This window comes from Dokdonella sp., assembly GCF_035511235.1.
Lineage (GTDB): Bacteria > Pseudomonadota > Gammaproteobacteria > Xanthomonadales > Rhodanobacteraceae > Dokdonella.
In genome coordinates this window covers 18322-36721 of sequence record NZ_DATKFQ010000011.1, presented here as the reverse complement: position 1 = coordinate 36721, position 18400 = coordinate 18322, and the positions used below count along the sequence as shown (strand labels likewise).

Below are 18400 nucleotides of genomic sequence, written 5' to 3'. Positions count from 1 at the left end.
GCGCAATGCGCCGCAGCATACTAACAGTGGACCCGGGAAATCTCCAATAATGACGCGCACTTCGGCCGATTCGCCCGAGGCAATCCCGGTTCCGGGCGTACAGAAGGTGGCCGTGCCGGCCGATCGGGAGGGGCAGCGCCTCGACAACTTTCTGGCGACCCGCCTGAAGGGGGTGCCCAAGAGCCTGATCTACCGGCTTTTGCGGACCGGACAGGTGCGCGTGAACGGCAAGCGCGCCAAGCCGGACCAGCGTCTGGTGGCCGGGGACGAGGTGCGGCTGCCGCCGGTCCGGACCGCCGAGCGCGACAGCACCGCGCCGCCGCCCGAGCAAGCTGAACGCGTCGAGGCGACGATCATCCACGAGGACCGCGACTTCCTGGTCATCGACAAGCCGTCCGGCGTGGCCAGCCACGGCGGCAGCGGCGTCAGCTTCGGCGCGATCGAGCTGCTGCGCGCGGCGCGCCCGCGCGACACGCTGGAGCTGGTGCACCGGCTCGACCGCGACACCAGCGGCGTGCTGGTGCTGGCGCGGCGGCGCTCGGCGCTGACCGCGCTGCAGACCGAGATCCGCGAGGGGCGCGTCAGCAAGCACTACCTGGCGCTGCTCGAGGGGCGCCTGCCGCAGGCGCGGCTGACCGTCGACGCGCCGCTGCGCAAGTCGGTGCTGCAAGGCGGCGAGCGCATGGTCCGGGTCGACCCGGACGGCAAGCCGTCGCGCTCGCATCTGCGCCAGGTCGAGCAGTATGCCGACGCGACGTTCACGCAGATCGCGCTGGAGACCGGCCGCACGCACCAGATCCGCGTCCACTGCGCGCACATCGGCCATCCGCTGGCCGGCGACGAGAAGTACGGCTCGCGCGAGTTCAACCGCCGCATGCGCGAGGCCGGCCTGCGCCGGCTGTTTTTGCACGCGGCGCGCTTCGAGTTCTCGATCGGCGAGCGCAGCTATGGTTTTTCGGCGCCGCTGCCCGACGCGCTGCGTGAGGTGCTCGACCGGCTCAGCTGAACAGGGCTTCGGTGCGCGCCGCGCAGATGAAATCGTTCAGCGAGAGGCCGCCGACGTCGTGCGTCGAGAAGCGCACGCACGCGCGCGCATAGCCGACTTCGAGGTCCGGATGATGGTCCTGCGCATGGGCGATCCAGGCCAGCGCGTTGACGAAGGCCATCGTGCGGTGGAAGTCCTCGAAGCGGAACGTCTTGACGATCGACTCGCCGTCCTCGCCGCGGCTCCAGCCCGGCAACAGCTTGAGATGCGCGTCGATGGCCGCACTGTCCAGGGCGTGCTCCTTGCCCTTGCGCGGCTGGCAGGACTGGGTCTGAAGCTCGGTCAGGGTCACGGCGGTCTCCATCGGGTCGGCTGAACACGCGAGTATAGGCGCTCGGCTGCGCGCGCTGCGTGCCATTCCGGCGGCGATGCGATCACCGACGGGCCTCCAACGCGCCGCTCGCGCCGTCGATGCGCCGACGCCGGCACGCGGCACACCTCGCCCGCCACGGGCGCCCTTCGACGGCTGCTAGACTCCGCACCCATGATCGTCCTATCCGAAACCGCCCAGGATCACTTCCGCCGTCTGATCGAGCAGCAGGAGATCGCCGACCTCGGCATCCGCCTGCGCGCGGTCCATCCCGGTACGCCGCAGGGCGACTGCCAGCTCGAGTTCTGCGAGCCGGCCGACCTGCACGGCGACGAGTGGCAAGTGGAGTGCAGCGGCTTCTCGCTGTACGTCGAAGGCACCAGCGTGCCGTTCCTCGACGGCGCCGAGGTCGATTTCGTGCGCGACGCGACCGGCGGCCAGCTGACGATCCGCGCGCCGGCGCTGCGCGGCGCGCCGCTGGCGGCCGACGCCAGCGTCGTGGAGCGGGTGCGCCACGTCATCGAGACCGAGATCAATCCGCAGCTGGCCTCGCACGGCGGCCGCGTCAGCCTGCGCGAGCTGACCGGCGAGGGGATCGCGGTGCTGCAGTTCGGCGGCGGCTGCCATGGCTGCGGCATGGTCGACACGACCCTGCGCAACGGCATCGAGCAGACCCTGCGCCAGCGCGTGCCGGAGATCAGCGGCGTGCGCGACGCGACCGATCACGCGACCGGGCAGAATCCGTACTTCAGCTGAGCTCGCATCGCCGCCGCACGCTCGCCATCGCCCGGAGGTCTGCGGACCGCGGTTGGCTCGCCCACAGCGTCGGCGATCAGGCCAGATCGATCAGGTCCGGCGCCAGCGCGCGCAGCCGCTCGGCGACCGCGGGCGCATCATCGAGCAGACGATAGCCGCCGTAGTCGAAGCCCGGCGCGACCGTGCAGCCGGTCAGCGCATACGCGCCGAGCGGACGCGCGGCCTGCCAGCGGCCGGCCTCGATCACGACCACCGGCGCCTGCTCTGCCGATGCCGGGCCGAGGCGCCGCCGCTCGATGCGCCCGCATTGCGCGTCGAAACACAGCAGCTCGAGCGGATCGCCCTCGAGGAAATGCCAGATCTCGTCGGCGTCGACCTGATGCCAGCGGCTGACTTCGCCGGCGATCAGCAGGTAGTGGATCGAGGTCACGGCCGGACGCCCGGGCAACGCCGAGGGCTGGCTCGAGGCGTGCAGGCGGCGGAAGCGTCCGCCCTCGACGTGCGGCTCGAGCGCGAGCCGCACGATCAGCTCGGCCGCACGCGGATGCAGCGGCGCGGCGGCCGCGCTCATCGCGCCGGCTTGCCGCGCAGCATCGCCAGCAGCTCGTTGGCGGTGCGCACGCGCTCGGCGGCGCCGGGCAGCTCCAGCTTGATCCGCAGCTTGTCCTGGCCGTCCAGCGCGAACACCCGCGGCTGCGACTGGATCAGCCCGATCACGGTCAGTGGATCGACGTTGGGCTGGGCCGTGAACACGATGCGGCCGCCGTTGGCGCCCAGATCGAGCTTGCGCACGCCGAGCGGCGTCGCGGCCAGCTTGATCGCGGTCACCGCGAACAGATGCTTGACCGGCTCGGGCAGCAGGCCGAAGCGGTCGATCATCTCGACCTGCAGCTCGCGCAGCTGGTCCTCGTCGGTCGCGCTGGCGATGCGCTTGTACAGCGTCAGCCGCGCGTTGACGTCGGGCAGGTAGTCGTCGGGGATCAGCGCCGGCACGTGCAGATCGATCTCGGCCTCGTGCTCGCTGGTCAGGTCGAAGTCGGGCACCTTGCCGGACTTGAGCGCCTTGACCGCGCGATCGAGCATGTCGCGGTACAGCGAGAAGCCGACCTCCTCGATCTGGCCGGACTGGTCCTCGCCGAGCAGCTCGCCGGCGCCGCGGATCTCCAGGTCGTGCGTGGCCAGCGTGAAGCCGGCGCCGAGTTCCTCGAGCGAGGCCAGCGCCTCCAGGCGCTTCTCGGCATCGGCGGTGATCGAGCGGTGGTCGGGCACGATCAGATACGCGTAGGCGCGGTGATGCGAGCGGCCGACGCGGCCGCGCAGCTGGTGCAGCTGGGCCAGTCCGAAGCGGTCGGCGCGGTTGATGACGATCGTGTTGGCGGTCGGCACGTCGATGCCCGATTCGATGATCGTCGTGCAGACCAGCACGTTGTAGCGCTGACGGTAGAAGTCGAGCATCGCCTGCTCGAGCTCGCGCTCGGCCATCTGGCCGTGCGCGATGCGCACGCGCGCGTCGGGCACCAGGGCCTCGAGCTCGCGCGCGGTCTTCTCGATCGTGTCGACCTCGTTGTGCAGGAAGTAGACCTGGCCGCCGCGCTGCAGCTCGCGCTGGAACGCCTCGCGGATCAGCGCCGGATCCCAGCTGCCGATGAAGGTCTTGACCGCCAGGCGATGCGCCGGCGGCGTGGCGATGATCGACAGATCGCGCAGGCCGGCCATCGCCATGTTGAGCGTGCGCGGGATCGGCGTGGCGGTCAGCGTCAGCAGGTCGACCTCGGCGCGCAGCTTCTTGAGCTGCTCCTTCTGGCGCACGCCGAAGCGCTGCTCCTCGTCGACGATCACCAGGCCCAGATCCTTGAACTTGACGTCCGGCTGCAGCAGCTTGTGCGTGCCGATCATGATGTCGATCTGGCCGTCGGCGAGCCTGGCCAGCGCGGCTTCGGTCTCCTTCTTCGACTTGAAGCGCGACAGCACGTCGACGCGGATCGGCCAGTCGGCGAGGCGGTCGCGGAAGTTCTGGTAGTGCTGCTGCGCGAGCAGCGTGGTCGGCGCGAGGATCGCGACCTGCTTGCCGGCGGTCGCGGCGACGAACGCGGCGCGCAGCGCGACCTCGGTCTTGCCGAAGCCGACGTCGCCGCAGACCACGCGATCCATCGCGCGGCCGGCCGCCAGATCGGCGATGACCGCCTCGATCGCCTGCAGCTGGTCGGGCGTCTCCTCGAACTGGAACGCGGCCGCGAACTGCTCGTAAAGCGCGCGATCGACCGGCAGCGCGTTGCCGACGCGGGCCTCGCGCTGCGCGTAGATCGCCAGCAGCTCGGCGGCGACGTCGCGCACCTTCTCGGCGGCGCGCTTCTTGGCGCGCTCCCAGGCATCGCCGCCGAGCGAGTGCAGCGGTGCCAGCTCCGGCGGCGTGCCCGAGTAGCGGCTGACCAGCTGCAATTGCGCGACCGGCACGTAGAGCTTGTCGCCCTTGGCGTATTCGATCGCGAGGAACTCGCCGCCTTCGCCGCCGATGTCGAGCTTGATCAGGCCCTGGTAGCGGCCCACGCCGTGGTCGACGTGGACGATCGGCGCGCCGATCGCGAGCTCGGACAGGTCGCGGATGACCGCCTCGGGATCGCGCGCGGCGCGCTTGCGGCGCCGCGCCTGCTGCGCGCGTTCGCCGAGCAGTTCGCGTTCGGTCAGCACCGCGAACGGCGGCGAGGTGACCGCGAAGCCGCGCTCGAGCGGCGCCACCGTGATCGTCAGACGCGCCTCTCCGGCCGCGCCGCCGCCGAAGTCCGACCACGACGCGACCGTCGCGGGCTTGAGGCCGGCGGCGTCGAGCTGTTCGATCAGCGTCTCGCGGCGGCCGGCCGAATCGGCCGTGATCAGCACGCGTCCGGGATAGGCCGACAGGAACTGCTTGAGCTCGGCCGCGCCGATCTCGGGCGAGGCGTGCAGCGGCAGGTTCGGCACCGGCTGGGTGCCGGTATCGAGCGCGTGCTCGTTGCCGCCGCGCGCGACCAGTTCGATGCGCAGCTGCTGGTTCAGACGCTCGCGCAGCTGGTCCGGCGACAGGTACAGCTCGATCGGCGGCAGCACCGGGCGCTCGACGTCGTGCGCCCGCTGCTCGTAGCGCTCGCTGGCCTGCGCGAAGAACGGCTCGGCGGCCTCGAGCGCCTGCGCATCGAGCACGAACAGCGCCTGCGGCGCGAGGTAGTCGAACAGCGTCTGGGTCTGCTCGAAGAACAGCGGCAGGTAATACTCGATGCCGGCCGGCGCACCGCCCTCGCGGATGTCCTGATACAGCGGGCAGCGCCGCGGGTCGATCGGGAAGCGCTCGCGCAGCACAGCGCGGAACGCCTTGGCCGACTCCTCGGTCAACGGAAACTCGCGGCCCGGCAGCAGGCGCACCTGCTCGACCTTGAGTTCGGAGCGCTGGGTCTCCGGGTCGAACGTGCGGATCGACTCGATCTCCTCGTCGAACAGCTCGACGCGGTACGGACTGGCGCTGCCCATCGGGAACACGTCGAGCAGGGCGCCGCGCACCGCGAAATCGCCGGGCTCGAGCACCTGCGGGACGTTGCGGTAGCCGGCCGCTTCCAGGCGCCGGCGCTCCTCGCCGAGATCCAGGCGCTGGCCGCGTTCGAGCACCAGGCTGGTGCCGCCGATGTAGCTGCGCGGCGCCAGCCGCTGCATCAGCGTCGCGATCGGCACCACCAGCACGCCGCGTTCGAGCTGCGGCAGGCGGTACAGCGTCGCGATGCGCTGCGAGACGATGTCCGGATGCGGCGCGAACAGGTCGTAGGGCAGCGTCTCCCAGTCCGGAAACTGCAGCACGGCCACGTCCGTGCCGGCGAACGCGGCGATCTCGGTCTCCAGTGCATGCGCCGACTGGGTGTCGCGCGTCACCGCGATGACCAGTCCGGGATGGCGCCGTGCGGTCTGCGCGAGCAGCCAGGACAGGGCCGAGCCGGGCGGGGTGATCCAGTAGCGGCGTTGCTTGGGGGAGGTCGGAAGCAGGGCGGGAGCGATCGGCGGGGTCATCGGGCGTGCTGAACGACGGCAGCGCCGGCAGGTCGCCTGCCAGCGCGAAAAAGAACCGGAGTCTAGCAGGCGCGGCGCGGGTACCGGCTCGATCGGCGGCCGGCCGGCCTCGCGGTCGGTATGGAGGCGGCCTGCCGGCCGCCGGATGCCGGCGCGATGCCGCTCAGCGCCAGGGCGTCGGGCGGTGGCTGGTGTCGGGTTTGGACGCGCGCCGGCGGATTTCGGCCTCGATACGCTGATGCTCGGCGCAGCGGAAGCCCGAGGCCATGACGGCCTCCCAGGCGCGAATCTTCAGCTCGTGCTCGTCATGACGAGACAAGTCGTTGAATGTATAGGGGATTACATTCGACATGCGATGACCTCGATCAGGGGTGGGGTCACCCGATGCGAGGGGTGAGCCTCCATTGCTGCTGCACGCCGCGTGCCAATCGTTGCATCGGTCGCTGCGAGTCGCGACGGGTGCGCCGGAGGCACCGGATGGATCTTCCGTGACCTGTACCTCAATCGATCTATCGTAGGCCGGCCGAGTATGACGCAAAAATTCGGGCCGAGACACGTGCTGTTGCAATATGTTTCGAAGCGCTCGGCTTCAGTCCAGCGCGCGCCATGCGCGCACCACCGTCGCATCGTCGGCGCGGCGCTGCCGCTGGAAACCGAGCCGCGTGACCAGATCGATCATCGCGCCGTTGTCGGCCAGCACGTCGCCCCAGATCTCGGCCATGCCGCGCCGCCGCGCCTCGCCGATCAGCCGCGTCATCAGCGCCTGGCCGAGGCCGACGCTGGTCCAGGCCGGGTCGATCGCGATCGCAAACTCGGCCGCCGCCGCGGCGTAATCGCAGTGGATGCGCGCCTCGCCGCGGATCTCGGCGCCGTCCGGATCGGTCGCGACGATCGCATAGGTCTGGTCGGGGTCGACGTTGCACATCCAGCGTGCGATGCGCTCGGACAACTCGTTCATCGCATGGAAGACGCGCTGATGGATCTGGTCGGGCGTCAGCCGCGCGAACGCACGGCGCAAAGCGTCGACGTCGGCGGGATCGATCGGGCGGATCAGCACCTCGCGGCCGTCGCGCGTCGTGAACGGCTCGCCGGCGCGCGGCCGCGGCGGCGGCGGCGGCGCAGGGCGCGCCACCGGGGGCCGGATCGGAGAGAAATAGTCGTTCATCGATTTGGTTACACTGCGACCGCCGGCGGCCCCTGTCGACCGAGATCGGTGTATTTTTGCAGTGCAACATGAACCGTTGCATGAATATTCACGCTGCCGCCGTCACGGGCACCTGCCGGAAGACGCGATGAAGAAGCCCGCCGCCACCGCCCTGACGATCGAGCAGCTCGACGCGCTCTGCGCGACGCTGCCGGGCGCGACGCGCTCGATCAAGTGGGAGGTCGATCTGGTCTGGAGCGTCGGCGGCAAGATGTTCGTCGTCTACTGCACGCTCGGCAACGAGCGCGGCCGGGTCTCGTTCAAGGTCGATACCGAGCGCTTCCTCGAACTCAGCGACCAGCCCGGCATGATGCCGGCGCCGTACATGGCGCGCGCGTTCTGGATCAGCGTCGCCGAGCCGGAGCGGTTTTCGAGCCGGACGCTCGAAGCACACGTGCGCCGCTCCTACGAGCTGGTGCGCGCCGGCCTGTCCAAGCGCATGCAGGCGACGCTGGCTGCGCAGGAGGCCTGAGCGCGCGGCGCTGCCGGCCGCTTCGATCGAGGTGAACGTTCCTCATGCGGCGCCGGCGCCCTGCCGGGCTTTGACGCGCCGCGCGGCGGCGTCGGGCGATCGGCCGGCGCGACGTGTGCGAGCCGCTCGCAGCGACCGCGGCCCGTTGCGCGCGGTCAGTGAATGCCGACGCCGACGCCGATGCTGATCGACGGGCGGTCGAACTGGAAACCCGACGGCCACAGATGCACCGCCTCGGCGCGTACCAGCGGGAACACGTAGTCGCGTTCCTGGATCGGTTTGACGCGCGAGCCGATCAGCCGGCCGTGCACCGTGACGTAGCGGCCGGACGGATAGTCGTAGGCCTCGACGTAGCCGGGCAGGACCAGGATGAAGCGGCCCTCGGTACGGGCCTCCGGCAGCGGACGCTGCGCGCGGTCCATCGGATAGCCGACCAGCTCGACCTCGGTCGTGGTCTCACGGTTGTCGACCGCGATGATGCGGCCGGCCCAGACCACCTCGGCATCGGCATAGCGTTCCGGCGCCAGCTGCACGTCGGCCGGCGTGGCGTCGATGCGGCCGGCCACGTTCTTGAAGACCGGCGTCGCGCAGCCGGTCGCGAGCAGGGCGGCGAGCAGCCCGGCGCAGTGCAGCGGACGCGGGAAACGGCGGATGGGCATGGCGATCGTCGGCGGGAGACTCGCGGGCATTGTAGTGCGCCGGCGTCGCGTCCGCGTCAGGGACCGGCCAGCCAGTTCAGCTCGGCGCGGCCCGCGCCCGGATCGCCGAGCAGCCGCGCCAGCGCGTCCAGCGCCGGTTCGAGCGCGTGTTCGATCCGCCACGGCGGATTGACGATCGCGATGCCGCTGCCGTTGAGACGCAGCGGCGAATCGGCCGGGCGCAGCAGAAGGTCGGCGGCAAGCACGCGCTCGCAGCCGCATCGGGCCAGCCAGCGATGGAACGGCGCCACGTCGGCGCCGCGCTTGATCGGATACCAGATCGCGTAGACGCCGCCCGGCCAGCGCGACAGCGCCGTCTGCAGCGCCGCCTCGATCACCGCGAACTCGCCGGCCTGTTCCTCGAACGGCGGATCGATCAGGACCAGGCCGCGCCGCGGCGTCGGCGGCAGCAGCGCGCCGAGCGCGGCGTAGCCGTCGCGGCGGTGCACGGCGATGCGCGCATCGTCGCGGAACAGCGCCTTGAGCGCGGCGGCTTCCTCCTCGTGCAGCTCGCAGAGGATCGCCCGGTCGTCCTCGCGCAGCAGCTGCCGGACCAGCAGCGGCGATCCCGGATAGAGCTCGATCGCCGCCCCGTCCGCATTGCAGGCCGCGACCTGCGCGCGATAGTCGGCCAGCGCGGGCGGCAGGCCGGCGGCGCCGAGCAGGCGCTCGATGCCGTCGCGGTGCTCGAGCGTCTTGAGCGCCTGCTCGCCGCGCAGGTCGTAGCGGCCGCGGCCGGCGTGCGTGTCGAGATAGCACAGCGGCGCGGCCTTGGCCTGCAGTGCGCGGATCAGCGCGACCAGCACCGCATGTTTGAGCACGTCGGCGAAGTTGCCGGCGTGATAGGCGTGACGGTAGTTCAGGGCGGGGGCTCGATATCGGGGCCGCCGATTGTAGAACGGGAGGCGCGGCGCACTCGCGCGGGCGCCCGCAATCGGGTCAGAATGGACGCTTTCCAGGGGACGTGCCGGCGATGAAGCGATTGCTGCGTTGGGTGGGTGGGCTGCTGCTGGTCGTCGTGCTGCTGGCCGGCGTCCTGTTCGTGCACGTGTGGTACTTCAAACCGGCGCGGATCGACTGGTTCTACGCGCGCACGTTCGCGCAGTTCGCGTTGAACAGCCCCGAGATGCTGAGCAGCCTGCGTGTGCTGCCGGGCTGGCTCGACTTCTACGGCGACAAGCTCGACGACGCCTCGCTCGCGCACGAGGCCGAGCAGCTGGAGTTCCTGCAGCGCGCGCAGGCGACGCTGCGCCGCTACGATCCTTCCTCGCTGCAGGGCGAGGCGCGGCTGTCCTACGACGTGCTCGACTACTACTTCGACGTGATCGAGGAAGGCACCGGCCGCTTCCGCGACCACGGCTTCCCGGTCAACCAGATGAGCGGGGTGCACACCGATCTGCCGGACTTCATGACCTCCACGCATCAGGTCAACGACCTGCGCGACGCGCGCCACTACGTCGCGCGGCTGCGCCTGTTCCCGCGCAAGTTCGACCAGGTGCTCGAGGGCCTGGAGCTGCGCCAGACCAAGCACATGATTCCGCCGCGCTTCGCGATCGACAAGGTGCTCGGCCAGATGCGCAATTTCGTCGCGCCGGCGCCCCGCGACAATCCGCTGTACACCAGCTTCGTGCAGAAGCTCGACAAGCTGCCGGCCGGCGCGATCGAGCCGCCGATGCGCGACGCGCTGCTCGCCGATGTCGCGCACACGATCGAGCACAGCGTCTACCCGGCCTACCAGAAGCTGATCGCGCATTTCACGGCGCTGGCGGCCGGAACCCAGGCCAACGACGGCGCCTGGAGCCTGCCCGACGGCGAGGCCTACTACGCCTGGTGCGTGCGCCTGCACACGACGACCGACATGACGCCGGCGCAGGTGCACGCGCTCGGCCTGTCCGAGGTCGCGCGCATCGCCGCGGAGATGGAGCCGATCCTGCAGGGCCAGGGCCTGACCGAGGGCAGCGTCGGCATGCGCGTGCAGCAGCTGGCGCAGCATCCGGACCAGCGCTACCCCGACAGCGACGAGGGCCGGACCGCGATGCTGGCCGAGTACCAGCGCCTGCTCGACGAGATCGACGCCGGCATCGGCGCAGCCTTCGATGTCCGGCCCAAGCTCGGCGTCGAGGTGCGCGCGGTGCCGGCCTATGCGCAGGAAGGCAAGGCCGGCGCCTACTACCAGCCCGGCTCGTTCGACGGCTCGCGGCCGGGCCTGTTCTACGCGAACATGCGCGATCCGGGCGCGACGCCGCGCTTCGCGATGCGCACGCTGGCGTATCACGAAGGCATTCCCGGCCACCATTTCCAGATCGCGATCGCGCAGGAACTGAAGGGACTGCCGTTCTTCCGGCGCATCCTCGGCTTCACGGCCTATGCCGAGGGCTGGGCGCTGTACGCCGAGCGTCTGGCCTGGGAGATGGGCTTCGAGCAGGCGCCGCTCGACAACCTCGGCCGGCTGCGCGACGAAATGCTGCGTGCGGTGCGTCTGGTCGTCGACAGCGGCATCCACCATCAGCGCTGGACCCGCGAGCGGGCGATCGCCTACATGCTCGAGAACACCGGCATGGCCGAGTCCGACGTCGTTGCCGAAATCGAACGCTACTTCGTGATGCCGGGCCAGGCGCTCGCCTACAAGGCCGGCATGCTGAAGATCCTCGAGCTGCGCGAGCGCGCCAGGGAGCGCCTCGGCGACCGCTTCGACCTGCGCGCGTTCCACAACCAGGTGCTGACGCATGGCTCGCTGCCGCTGGGTCTGCTCGAGCGCGTGATCGACGACTGGATCGCCGGGACCGCCGGCGCGCAGTAGCGGGCGGCAGGCCGGCGCCGCCGCCGCGCATGGCCGGCACCGCCCGGCCCGGCGCCGCCGCTGGCGATCCGCCGGCACCGACGGCGCGACCGCAGCCGCGGTCGCCGCATCGGCGCTGGCCGTTGAGAAGTGGCCCGCCGGGACGCACATCCGACCGGCCTCGCCGACGCGCCTGCCCAGGCGCGGGCGTCGCGCAGCTGCGGCATCGTGCCCACGGCAGGCGCGGCGCGGCTGGCTACAATCCAGCGGTCGCCGGTGGTACCGGGCCCTGTGCCCGCGCCGCGGCGCCGCATCGTCGGCAACGGGAGACGCTCGGGTCCATGACGCATGTACGAACCTTCACCGGCGCGACGATCGGTCCGCATCTGGATGACGTCGCGCGCCTGCGCATCGCGGTGTTCCGCGCGTTTCCGTATCTGTACGACGGCGACCTCGCCTACGAGGCCGGCTATCTGCAGACCTATTCGCATTCGCCCGAGAGCCTGTTCGTGCTCGCGTTCGACGGCGATCGCGTGATCGGCGCCTCGACCGGCATTCCGCTGACCGACGAGACCGCGGCGTTCCAGCAGCCGTTCGTCGAGCGCGGCATCGACCTGGGTCGCGTGTTCTATTTCGGCGAGTCGGTGCTGCTGCCCGAGTACCGCGGCCAGGGCCTGGGCCACCGCTTCTTCGACGAGCGCGAAGCCTATGCGCGGCAGCTCGGCCGCTTCGACACGACCGCGTTCTGCGCGGTCGTGCGCGCCGCGGACGATCCGCGCCGGCCGCCCGGCTACCGGCCCAACGACGTGTTCTGGACCAAGCGCGGCTACGCGCAGCAGCCGGACATGCGCTGCGCGATCGAATGGAAGGAGACCGGTGCTACGGCGCCGACCGTCCAGCAGCTGGCGTTCTGGCTGCGTCCGCTGGAGCCGGCGGCATGAGCGTGCGGATCGCCTGTGCGCAGTACGCGATCGGCGCGCCGGCGCGCTTCGCGGACTTCGTCGACCGGGTCGCCGCCGAGGCGGCCGTCGCGGCCGGGCAGGGCGCGCAGATCGCGATCCTGCCCGAGTACCTCGCGCTGGAGGCCGCGGCGGCGTTCGAGCCGGCCGTGCGCGGCGATTTCGCCGCTTCGCTGCGCGCGCTGCAGCCGCTGCACGAGGACTACCTCGACGCGATGCGCGCGATCGCGCGCCGCCACGACCTGCATCTGGTCGCCGGCAGCTTCCTGCTCGACGGCGGCGGCGGACGCTACCGCAACCGCTCGTATCTGATCGCGCCGGATGGTCGCAGCGTGTTCCAGGACAAGCTGACGCTGACCGGCTTCGAGAAGGACACCGGGATCATCGAGCCGGGCGATCGCCTGAAGGTATTCGACACGCCGTTCGGCCGGCTCGGCATCGCGATCTGCTACGACATCGAGTTTCCGCTGTATGCGCGCGCGCAGGCCGAAGCCGGCGCGCGCCTGCTGCTGGTGCCGAGTTGCACCGACACCGAGGCCGGCGCGCATCGCGTGCGCTACGGCTGCCAGGCGCGCGCGATGGAGAACCAGCTCTTCGTCGCCTGCGCGGTGACCGCCGGCGAAGCCGCGTGGAGTCCGGCGCTCGACACCAACACCGGGCGCGCGGCGATCTATACGCCGGTCGATCGCGGATTCCCCGACGACGGCGTGCTGGTGCGCGCCGGCGCGCGCGACGGCTGGGCCGTGGCCGAGGTCGATCCGGACGCGCTCGAGGCCTTGCGCCGGCGCGGACAGGTCGGCATCGCCGGCGACTGGCCGGCACAGCAGCGTCCCGCGGTGGAGCGGGCCGGCGTCGAATCGCTCTGAGCGCAGGCCGGCGCGACCGGCCACGCGCGCCGCGCGACCGTCGCGGCTGCCGCGCTCGTCTACACTGGCCGACCGCGTCCGCTCTTCTGGCTCGATGACCCGCCCCGTCTACCGATTCGGCACGTTCCGCCTCGACGCCGCGGCCCGCGAGCTGTGGGCCGGTACCGAGCGCGTAGTGCTGCCGAGCAGCGCGTTCGAGTGCCTGGCCTACCTGGTCGAGCACCGCGACCGCGCGATCGGCCGCGACGAGCTGATCGCCGCGATCTGGGGCCGTTCCGATGTGACCGATACCCAGCTCGGCCAGGCGATCGTGCGCGTACGCAGCGCGCTCGGCGATACCGGCCGCGAACAGCAGTTCGTGCGCACGGTGCCGCGCTTCGGCTATCGCTTCGTCGCCGAGACGACGCCGGAGCCGCTGGCGTCGGGCGATGCGCCCGCGGGCGAGGCCGAACGCATGGCCGCGCCGGCCGCCTCGGCTGCGGCCGATACGCCAGTGCGGCGGCTGCCGCTTCCCGGCCTGGTGCTCGCCGCATTGGCGCTGATCGGCGCGGCCGCGCTGGCGTGGCGGTTCGCGCCGCCGGCCGGCACGCCGCCGGCAACGTCGCAGACACCGCCCGGCGCGCTGCCGCCGGCGCCTGCCGAGGCCGCGCTGGCCGTGGTCTGGCCGGCATCGGTCGGCGCGCCGGCCGACTGGGCCTGGCTGCGGCTCGGCGTGATGGATCTGGTCGCGACGCGGCTGCGCAGCGCCGGCGTGCCGACGATGCCGAGCGACAACGTGGTCGGCCTGCTGCGCGGCCGGGACCAGCAGGCGCCGGTGCCCGCCGCGGACCTGGTGCCGGCCGGGGCCTGGCGTATCGAGCCGGCGGTCGAGCAGGACGGCCCGCTCTGGCGGGTGCGCCTGCAGGCGCAGGTGCGCGATCGGGATCTGGTCGCCGCCGCGGAATCGGGCGACGTGCTGAGCGCCGCGCGCGGCGCGGTCGATTCGCTGCTGATCAAGCTCGGCCATGCGCCGCCGCTCAGCGTCGAGCAGCCCGAGCGTGCGCTCGAGGAGCTGGCGCGGCGCGTCAACGCGGCCTCGCTGTCCGGGCAGAACGCGCTGGCGGCCCGGCTGATCGAGCAGGCCCCGGTCGAGCAGCGCGACGATCCGGAGATCGGCTGGATGCTCGCCAACATCGAGCTGCGCGCCGGCGACTACGGCAGTGCCGAGCGGCGCCTGTCGCAGCTGCTCGACCGCGTGTCCGAGAAGGCGGCTCCTTCGCTGCGCGGGCGCATCCTCAATACGCTGGCCGCGATCCACGTGCGCCGCGACGAGTCGGCCCAGGCGCAGGCGCTGTATCGCGAGGCGGCACGCATCCTGCCGGGGCATGACGATTCCGCGCTCGGGCTGGCCCATCTCGGGCTCGGCCTCACCGCCGAGATGGAGGGGCGGATCGAGGAGGCGACCGGCCGCTTCGGCCAGGCGCGCACGCAGTTCGAGGGCGCCGGCAACCTGCTCGGCGTCGCCCACGTCGACGCCAACCTGGCGTCGATGGATCTGCTGCGCTACCGGCCCGGCGACGCGGTGCCGCGCCTGCTCGACGTCGAGCGCCGCTTCGCGCAGCTCGGCGCGCAGGAAGAGCTGGTCTACAGCCGGATCACGCTGGCCCGCGCCTATCTGCAACTGCTCGACCTAGAGCAAGCGCTGGCGGCGATCGATCGCTGCTGGCCGGTCGAGCGCGCGGTCGCCAACGAGCGCCTGCGCTGGCAGGTCGTCGCGGTGCGCGCCCAGGTACTGGCGGCGCTTGGTCGGCTCGACGAAGCCGATGCGCTGCTCGCCGATCTCGGCCAGCGTGCCGACCGCGAGCAGGACGCCGCCACGCGCGCGCTCGCACTGGCGATCGGCGCCGAGATCGCGGCCAGTCGCGGCCAGCCCGACGCGACGGTGGTGCGGCTCGCCGAATCGGCGCTGTCGCCTCCGCTTGAGCAGTACAGCAACGATCGCCGCCTGTATCCGCTGACCTGGGTGGTGCGCCTGCGCGCGCTGCGCCGCGCCGGCGAGATCGCGCAGGCCGCGTCCGAGACCGCGCGCCTGGTGGCCTGGCTGGAAGCGCAGCCGGACGACTGGCGGCTGGCCTGGGCCGAGCAGGCCAAGGCCGAGCAGGCCTGGCGCGAGGGGGCGCGCGAGCAGGCGCTGGCGCATTTCGCCGCGGCGCTGGAGCGGATCGAGCGGCTCGGCGTGCCCGAAGATCTGGTCGCGATCGCGCAGCCGTACGTGCTGGCCCTGATCGACGGCGGCGAACCCGAGCGCGCCGGCACGATCGCCGGCCGCATCGCCGCCTGGGGCGCGGGCGATTTCCGCGTCGCCTGGGCGCAGGCGCGGCTCTATCAGGCGCTCGGCCGGCCTGCGGCCGCCCGCCAGGCGACCGATCGCGCGCTTGCGCTGGCCGGGCAGCGTGCCCTGCCGGGGGAGCGGCGGGCGGCGCCCGCGCGGCCCTGACGCGGTTCGCGTCCGCTCCTCCCATGGGCGGTCGGCTGCGCCGGGATGCGATGCCGGTCCATCCAAGCGACTGATTTTCCTGGCGCGAAAACTTTTGGAATGTTTTCCGAGGGCTCCGCGAACGTTTCCGGTCGAGCTTCCGAATGCGGCGCGCCGCCGCGCTGGCGATAGTCCGGATCTGGCAGGGGTTCCGCCGGCCGCCGTCGCGGCCGTAGCGGGGCTCGTTCAACACAGCAGCGGGGAGTCGCGATGCAGCTCAAGCAGAAGGTGCTCGGAATGGTGGCCGTGGCCGGCCTGTGGTCGGCCGGCCTGTCGGCCCAGACGACGGTCATCACGTTCGACGACGGCTGGCAGGGCTGGAATCCGCCGTGGACAGCCGATGCCGCCGATACGACGATCGAGCCGGAGGGCGGCCACCCCGGCGCGTACGCGCACACCGCGGCCGAACTCTACGATCTGGGCTACTACATCGACGACGTTTTCGGTGGCGAGTCGCCGTTTCTCGGCAACCATGCCGAGCATGCGTCGCTGACCTTCAGCATCGACTTCAAGGTCGACGGCATCCGGGTCGGCGGGCAGCCGGCCGAGGTGCCGGTCTTCGTGCACTTCCGCAATTTCTCGCACAACGCCTCGGTGTTCTTCCGCCTGGGGACGCTCGCGGAGGGCCAGGCGTGGACGACGCATTCGGTCACCGTCGACCCGCGCTCGCTGCAGATGCCGGCCGGATGGGGCGGCACCGGTGCCGACGATCCGAAGACCGGCGGGCCGGTGCTGCCGGCCGGCGTCACCTTCGCCGACGTGATGTCCGACGTGAACGAAGTGAGCCTGGCCGCGCATGAGCCCTACGAGCCGTTCGAGGGCGGCGAGTTCGACATCGGCGTCGACAACATCCGCATCGCGTTCGGCGCGGCGCCGCCGGCGCAGCCGCCGCGCTACGAGATCGTCGATCTGGGCACGTTCGGCGGCGAACTGGCCAATGCGCATGCGATCAACGAGTCCGGCGCGGTGGCCGGCGTGGCGATGAACAAGGACTTCATCGAGCTGGCGTTCCTTTGGCAGGACGGCCAGATGCGCTATCTCGGCACGCTCAATCCGGCATTCGAGTACGACTTCGGCGTCGCGCGCGGCATCAGCGACAACGGCTATCTGGCCGGCTATTCGATGGCGCCGTTTCCGAACGGCCCGGGCACCGTCGCGCATGCGTTCTTCTGGTCCGAAGAGACCGGCATGGTCGACCTGGCGCCCGGCTCGGAATTCGCGTCCTGGGCCTGGGACGTCAACTCGGCCGGACAGGTCGTCGGCGAAGGCGCGGGCGCCTTCATCTGGACCCAGAAGGACGGCATGGTCTCGATCGGTCCCGGTGCGGCCGAAGCGATCAACGAGAAAGGCGAAGTCGCCGGCTGGGGCACCACGCCGGGCGGTACCGGCGGCTGGGTCTACGACAGCGCCAGCGGGCAGATGCGCTATCTCGACACGCTCGGCCGCCTGTCCGAGATCCGCGACATCAACATTCACGGCAAGGTCGTCGGCTACTCGATCACCGACGACTGGCAGGCGCGCACGGTGCTCTGGAACGCCGACGGCTCGATCGTCGACCTCGGCGTGATCCCGGTGCCCGACTACGGCCCCGGCGTCGCCAATGCGATCAACGACCACGACTGGATCGTGGGCCGCGACGACTACCTCGGCTGGTCGGAGACGCCGAACCGCGGCTGGCTGTGGATCGGCGGCCAGAAGTACGACCTCAAGGCGCTGATCGCCGACCCGGTCGTGCAGGCCTCGTGGGCCGAACTGGCCCATCCGCTCGGCATCAACAACCGCGGCGAGATCGTCGGCATCGGCATCCACGACGGCATCTTCGGCCGCGCGTTCCTGATGCGTCCGATCGTGCCGTCCGAGGTCGTGTTCGCCGACGGCTTCGATCAGGACTGACGGGTTCGCCGATGTCGTTCCGGTGCCGCCGTCCGCTTGTGCAGCGGGCGGCGGCATCGTGTTCTGCGACGATGCCGCAGCAGGCCGCGTCCTGTCCGCACCGGGCCGATCGAGCAGGGCCCACGCGACGGAGGCGGCGGCGATGCGGCGATCGAAGAGGAATCTGGGCGTGTTCGGTCTGCTGCTGGCGCCGCTGGCGGCCGCGCAGACCGCGACGGTGACGTTCGACGAGGGCTGGGCCGGCTGGTCGGGGCCCCAGGGCGGCGGCGGCGCGACCACGATCGAGCCCACCGGCGGCCATCCCGGCGCACATGCGCATACCGTCTTCAACAACTTCGGCATCACGTTCTCGACCGATGCCAACGCCGCCTTCCTCGGCGACTACGGCAGCGCCACGTCGGTCACGATCGGCGTCGACGTCAGGGTCGAGTCGATCGCGATGCTCGGCTCGCCGGTGCCGCGCACCCTGGTTCTCGACGTGCGCAGCTACAGCCTCGCGCAGGACGGCTATCCGTGGACCTCGGTGTGGCACCCGCTGGCGCTGCTCGAGAGCGGCCAGGACTGGGCGCGCTATGCGGTGACCTTCGATCCGAACGCCGCCACGCTGCCGGCCGGCTGGGGCGGCTCCGGCGCCGAGGACCCGATCACGTTCGAGCCGCGCCTGCCCGACGGCGTGACCTTCGCCGACGTGCTCGCCCAGGTCGAGTCGCTGGCGTTCACGACGCTCGAGCCGGGCATGTTCTACGGCTTCGCCGATTTCGATCTGCGCATCGACAATCTCCACATCGCGCGCGTCGCCGATCCGGTCTTCGCGGACGGTTTCGAAGCCGATTGAGCCAGCGGGCGGGATTGCGACCGATGACGCCGGCTGGCG

At 71.3% G+C, this 18400-nt stretch carries 16 protein-coding genes; 9 read left to right on the top strand and 7 right to left on the bottom strand.

Annotated features, from left to right (window positions below):
• Positions 1 to 49 precede the first annotated feature (49 nt).
• Positions 50 to 1006 (top strand): RluA family pseudouridine synthase, encoded by a 957-nt coding sequence (locus tag VMR06_RS06310; protein WP_325374217.1) that lies wholly within the window; start codon positions 50 to 52, stop codon positions 1004 to 1006.
• Here VMR06_RS06310 and VMR06_RS06305 read toward each other — a convergent pair.
• Positions 999 to 1349 carry a 4a-hydroxytetrahydrobiopterin dehydratase gene (locus tag VMR06_RS06305; protein ID WP_325374215.1) on the bottom strand — a complete coding sequence of 117 codons (351 nt, stop codon included), beginning with the start codon at positions 1347 to 1349 and terminating at the stop codon, positions 999 to 1001. The genes VMR06_RS06310 and VMR06_RS06305 overlap by 8 nt on opposite strands.
• Before the next feature lie 180 nt (positions 1350 to 1529).
• Between VMR06_RS06305 and VMR06_RS06300 the strand changes: the two genes are divergently transcribed.
• On the top strand, positions 1530 to 2111 hold the full coding sequence (locus VMR06_RS06300; RefSeq protein ID WP_325374213.1) for an NfuA family Fe-S biogenesis protein: 582 nt from the start codon (positions 1530 to 1532) through the stop codon (positions 2109 to 2111).
• Positions 2112 to 2187: 76 nt separating this feature from the next.
• Here VMR06_RS06300 and VMR06_RS06295 read toward each other — a convergent pair whose 3' ends face one another.
• From VMR06_RS06295 to VMR06_RS06280, 4 genes are all read right to left on the bottom strand, one after another.
• Positions 2188 to 2682, bottom strand: coding sequence for a cupin domain-containing protein (locus VMR06_RS06295; RefSeq protein WP_325374211.1), 495 nt, complete (start codon positions 2680 to 2682; stop codon positions 2188 to 2190).
• Positions 2679 to 6140 carry a transcription-repair coupling factor gene (gene mfd, locus VMR06_RS06290; RefSeq protein WP_325374209.1) on the bottom strand — a complete coding sequence of 1154 codons (3462 nt, stop codon included), beginning with the start codon at positions 6138 to 6140 and terminating at the stop codon, positions 2679 to 2681. Before mfd ends, VMR06_RS06295 begins: the two co-directional genes overlap by 4 nt.
• A gap of 163 nt (positions 6141 to 6303) precedes the next feature.
• Positions 6304 to 6492, bottom strand: coding sequence for a hypothetical protein (locus VMR06_RS06285; protein WP_325374207.1), 189 nt, complete (start codon positions 6490 to 6492; stop codon positions 6304 to 6306).
• A gap of 237 nt (positions 6493 to 6729) precedes the next feature.
• Positions 6730 to 7272, bottom strand: coding sequence for a GNAT family N-acetyltransferase (locus VMR06_RS06280; protein ID WP_325374205.1), 543 nt, complete (start codon positions 7270 to 7272; stop codon positions 6730 to 6732).
• A gap of 160 nt (positions 7273 to 7432) precedes the next feature.
• On the opposite strand from VMR06_RS06280, the gene VMR06_RS06275 reads away from it, so the two are divergent.
• Entirely contained in the window at positions 7433 to 7816 is a 384-nt protein-coding gene (locus VMR06_RS06275; RefSeq protein WP_325374203.1) for an MmcQ/YjbR family DNA-binding protein, read from the top strand.
• A 155-nt stretch (positions 7817 to 7971) separates the two neighbouring features.
• Here the strand turns inward: VMR06_RS06275 and VMR06_RS06270 are convergent, their stop codons facing one another.
• Both VMR06_RS06270 and VMR06_RS06265 read right to left on the bottom strand, forming a co-directional pair.
• Positions 7972 to 8475 (bottom strand): Slp family lipoprotein, encoded by a 504-nt coding sequence (locus tag VMR06_RS06270; RefSeq protein ID WP_325374201.1) that lies wholly within the window; start codon positions 8473 to 8475, stop codon positions 7972 to 7974.
• A 56-nt stretch (positions 8476 to 8531) separates the two neighbouring features.
• A complete protein-coding gene (locus VMR06_RS06265; protein ID WP_325374196.1) occupies positions 8532 to 9335 on the bottom strand; it encodes a 23S rRNA (adenine(2030)-N(6))-methyltransferase RlmJ in 804 nt (267 codons plus the stop codon).
• A 152-nt stretch (positions 9336 to 9487) separates the two neighbouring features.
• Here VMR06_RS06265 and VMR06_RS06260 point away from each other — a divergent pair, with 152 nt between their 5' ends.
• The 6 genes from VMR06_RS06260 to VMR06_RS06235 all read left to right on the top strand — a co-directional run bounded on the left by VMR06_RS06260 (position 9488) and on the right by VMR06_RS06235 (position 18361).
• Positions 9488 to 11314, top strand: a complete 1827-nt coding sequence (locus VMR06_RS06260; RefSeq protein ID WP_325374192.1) for a DUF885 domain-containing protein — start codon at positions 9488 to 9490, stop codon at positions 11312 to 11314.
• A gap of 320 nt (positions 11315 to 11634) precedes the next feature.
• Positions 11635 to 12234, top strand: a complete 600-nt coding sequence (locus VMR06_RS06255; protein WP_325374188.1) for a GNAT family N-acetyltransferase — start codon at positions 11635 to 11637, stop codon at positions 12232 to 12234.
• A gap of 2 nt (positions 12235 to 12236) precedes the next feature.
• Complete coding sequence (locus VMR06_RS06250) at positions 12237 to 13118, top strand: carbon-nitrogen hydrolase family protein (RefSeq protein WP_414648075.1); 882 nt, start codon at positions 12237 to 12239, stop codon at positions 13116 to 13118.
• Positions 13119 to 13212: 94 nt separating this feature from the next.
• Entirely contained in the window at positions 13213 to 15594 is a 2382-nt protein-coding gene (locus VMR06_RS06245) for a transcriptional regulator (RefSeq protein ID WP_325374183.1), read from the top strand.
• Between the two features lie 249 nt (positions 15595 to 15843).
• Positions 15844 to 17526, top strand: coding sequence for a hypothetical protein (locus VMR06_RS06240; protein ID WP_325374181.1), 1683 nt, complete (start codon positions 15844 to 15846; stop codon positions 17524 to 17526).
• Between the two features lie 142 nt (positions 17527 to 17668).
• A complete protein-coding gene (locus VMR06_RS06235) occupies positions 17669 to 18361 on the top strand; it encodes a hypothetical protein (protein WP_325374178.1) in 693 nt (230 codons plus the stop codon).
• The last annotated feature ends 39 nt before the right edge of the window (positions 18362 to 18400 follow it).

Bases quoted from the DNA above. Each gene is read 5' to 3' on its own strand.
- VMR06_RS06310 (WP_325374217.1), top strand. From the start codon at position 50: ATGACGCGCACTTCGGCCGATTCGCCCGAGGCAATCCCGGTTCCGGGC.
- VMR06_RS06305 (WP_325374215.1), bottom strand. From the start codon at position 1,349: ATGGAGACCGCCGTGACCCTGACCGAGCTTCAGACCCAGTCCTGCCAG.
- VMR06_RS06300 (WP_325374213.1), top strand. From the start codon at position 1,530: ATGATCGTCCTATCCGAAACCGCCCAGGATCACTTCCGCCGTCTGATC.
- VMR06_RS06295 (WP_325374211.1), bottom strand. From the start codon at position 2,682: ATGAGCGCGGCCGCCGCGCCGCTGCATCCGCGTGCGGCCGAGCTGATC.
- mfd (WP_325374209.1), bottom strand. From the start codon at position 6,140: ATGACCCCGCCGATCGCTCCCGCCCTGCTTCCGACCTCCCCCAAGCAA.
- VMR06_RS06285 (WP_325374207.1), bottom strand. From the start codon at position 6,492: ATGTCGAATGTAATCCCCTATACATTCAACGACTTGTCTCGTCATGAC.
- VMR06_RS06275 (WP_325374203.1), top strand. From the start codon at position 7,433: ATGAAGAAGCCCGCCGCCACCGCCCTGACGATCGAGCAGCTCGACGCG.
- VMR06_RS06270 (WP_325374201.1), bottom strand. From the start codon at position 8,475: ATGCCCATCCGCCGTTTCCCGCGTCCGCTGCACTGCGCCGGGCTGCTC.
- VMR06_RS06260 (WP_325374192.1), top strand. From the start codon at position 9,488: ATGAAGCGATTGCTGCGTTGGGTGGGTGGGCTGCTGCTGGTCGTCGTG.
- VMR06_RS06255 (WP_325374188.1), top strand. From the start codon at position 11,635: ATGACGCATGTACGAACCTTCACCGGCGCGACGATCGGTCCGCATCTG.
- VMR06_RS06245 (WP_325374183.1), top strand. From the start codon at position 13,213: ATGACCCGCCCCGTCTACCGATTCGGCACGTTCCGCCTCGACGCCGCG.
- VMR06_RS06240 (WP_325374181.1), top strand. From the start codon at position 15,844: ATGCAGCTCAAGCAGAAGGTGCTCGGAATGGTGGCCGTGGCCGGCCTG.
- VMR06_RS06235 (WP_325374178.1), top strand. From the start codon at position 17,669: ATGCGGCGATCGAAGAGGAATCTGGGCGTGTTCGGTCTGCTGCTGGCG.